2 protein-coding genes are annotated in these 2,160 nt (G+C 50.0%); both read left to right on the top strand.

All coding sequences use genetic code 11. From position 1 onward, the window contains the following. Positions 1 to 450 precede the first annotated feature (450 nt). Positions 451 to 759, top strand: a complete 309-nt coding sequence (locus E3J62_01000) for a hypothetical protein (GenBank protein ID TET47585.1) — start codon at positions 451 to 453, stop codon at positions 757 to 759. 937 nt (positions 760 to 1,696) lie between these two features. Then, a partial coding sequence (locus E3J62_00995; GenBank protein ID TET47584.1) for a hypothetical protein occupies positions 1,697 to 2,160 on the top strand: 464 nt, incomplete at its 3' end.

Genomic DNA, 2,160 nt, shown 5'->3' with positions numbered 1-2,160 from the left:
AAATAGGTCCAGCCCGCCGCAGGCGGGATGAGACATATTTGGTCCTTCGTCGGCGCAAGCCGGCGGAGGAGAGTCGAATGACGACGAAGCAATCTGACACCAGCAGATCCTTCGCCACTGGCCTCTTTTGGTTACCGTCAGGGGACGGACTGAATCTATTTCGTTTTTGATCTTCGAATTGCGATTTTCGTTAGTTCAAGTTTTGATTTTGTATTTTCGTGTCTGTATGTCCGTCGTCTTACACCTTATGTCTTACTTCTCATGTCTTGAGTAAGTCTCGTATCTGCAAACAGTTAGGCCTTCAACTTCGTGATTTCGCGGTCCCTGCTTCTATTTTCGAACTCGTTATGTCTCACTGCCATTTGGGGGTTGACACCCAGAGCACCATGGTATACAATAGTTCCCGGCACCCTAAGACTACCTTCCTTGTCAGCCCACAAGGAGGTGAAAATGGACAAGGTTCTGAATGCACTGGTAACCCGGATCGCAAGCGATCTCAAGACTTGCGGGACTGGAACGTACGAGGGCTCGGCCAATGGGTGCTCCTTCAAAATAACATTCTACCTGAGCAGTCAGGAAATCCTCCAGAGAGACAAGCTGATCATTCGGCGTGGCGTGGAGCAGGCCCATCAATGGGTGGATTGGCTCTCGGTGAGGCACAGTAGTGGAGCGTATTCCCCGGGAACAGGCCCCCACGTCTATGTGTCATATGATGATCCCTCTTCAAATATCGGCTTCTCAGGCGACATAGCACTTTAAGCATAACGATCACCTCAGGCTCCAAGGGCGACCGATGGCCAGAAGCTTGCCCATCGTACAGCTTGCTCAACACGAAATTTGATTCTAAAGGTTTGACCCCAAAGGCCTTATGCCCTTCCCAGCTGACAACTGATAGCTTCATCAATCGTACAGCGTATAGCCTGAGCATTCTTACATCCCACATCAGGCGTCTGTCGGTGGTTGGGAGGATGATTTTCTATTTTCGTGTGAATAGAAGAGGATGATAACGCCTTCAACTTCCCAATTTCTTGTCCTGTCATGGTTGTTGGTTCTGTTTTCTATTCTCGATTTTCTATTTTCGCTCTTCGATTTTCGTGTTTTCTGGCCTTGGGCTGGGATAGAATCGCTCACAGAAAGTGACGAGGATATCGCCTTTGAGGAATCGAGCTCAGAGGACGACGTTGTGAATATTCAATTTCCGATGTCTGACCCCGAGGATGCATTCGTGCGTATGTGCGCATATGAGCACGTGCGCACATGTACACGTGTGAACATGTACACGTCAGGGGGGATTTGGTGATGTTTTTGGTGATGCGGGTTGACGGGATGAGGGTAGTCTGGTAGACTCGGGTGAGTTTTGGCGAAGTAAATGGAGGGCGCCCATGCACCCAAAGTATAAGAGAAATGTCAAAAAGTCTTGCACCCTCCCCGAGCATGACATGAGTATAACATGGGGAGGACTTTTCGACCTCGGCCCCATCACGCTTTGCAACCACGACCCACCGGATTGTCAATTCTGGCAAACGCCACATTCCGAGCATAGGTTTGGGAAAACTTGTGATGTGCAGAAACCGCAGATATTGCACCCCGATCTCCTAGAGGACATATTTCGTCGGCATGGAGTTCTCAACTGAGTACACTATCAAAGCCACTGGCATGTGAGGTTTCTCTAAGAACAACAAGATTGAAGGGTAAAATGGTTCGGATGGAAAGAATCCTTTTCTCAGCAGGGTGTTTTGTAGCCGCCCTACTTGTATGTTGTGGCGCGGCGGCCGAGACTCATCTAAAGCGTCCAGCTCTAGACGTAACCCTTCAATGGAAGAGAAAACCCGATGCAGTCAGATCCATCATTCTCCTGAGCAACCAGGTTGAAACATCCAAGGAGCTTGGAAACATTGACGAAGAATCAGTGGCCGACCCGCTCAAGGCCCAACTTCGGCACGCTGCCAAACAGTGTGAACGTGGAGATCTCCGCGGGACTGAAAGAGCTCTGCAGGCTTTCCTGGACTCCGTGGATGGCTACTACACGCGCAAGATGATGCCGGAATCCACGCATCGCATTCTCCAGCAGAACGGCCAACGGATTCTCGACGGACTCCTCCTACGAGAGGAGTTCAAGACATTCCCTGTAATTAACCTGGATAGGGCAAAAGGGGTCTA

It is taken from the genome of candidate division TA06 bacterium, from assembly GCA_004376575.1.
Taxonomy (GTDB): domain Bacteria; phylum Hydrothermota; class DG-26; order E44-bin18; family E44-bin18; genus E44-bin18.
The sequence above is the reverse complement of the archived record's forward strand: the minus strand, read 5'-3'. Positions and strand labels throughout refer to the sequence as shown.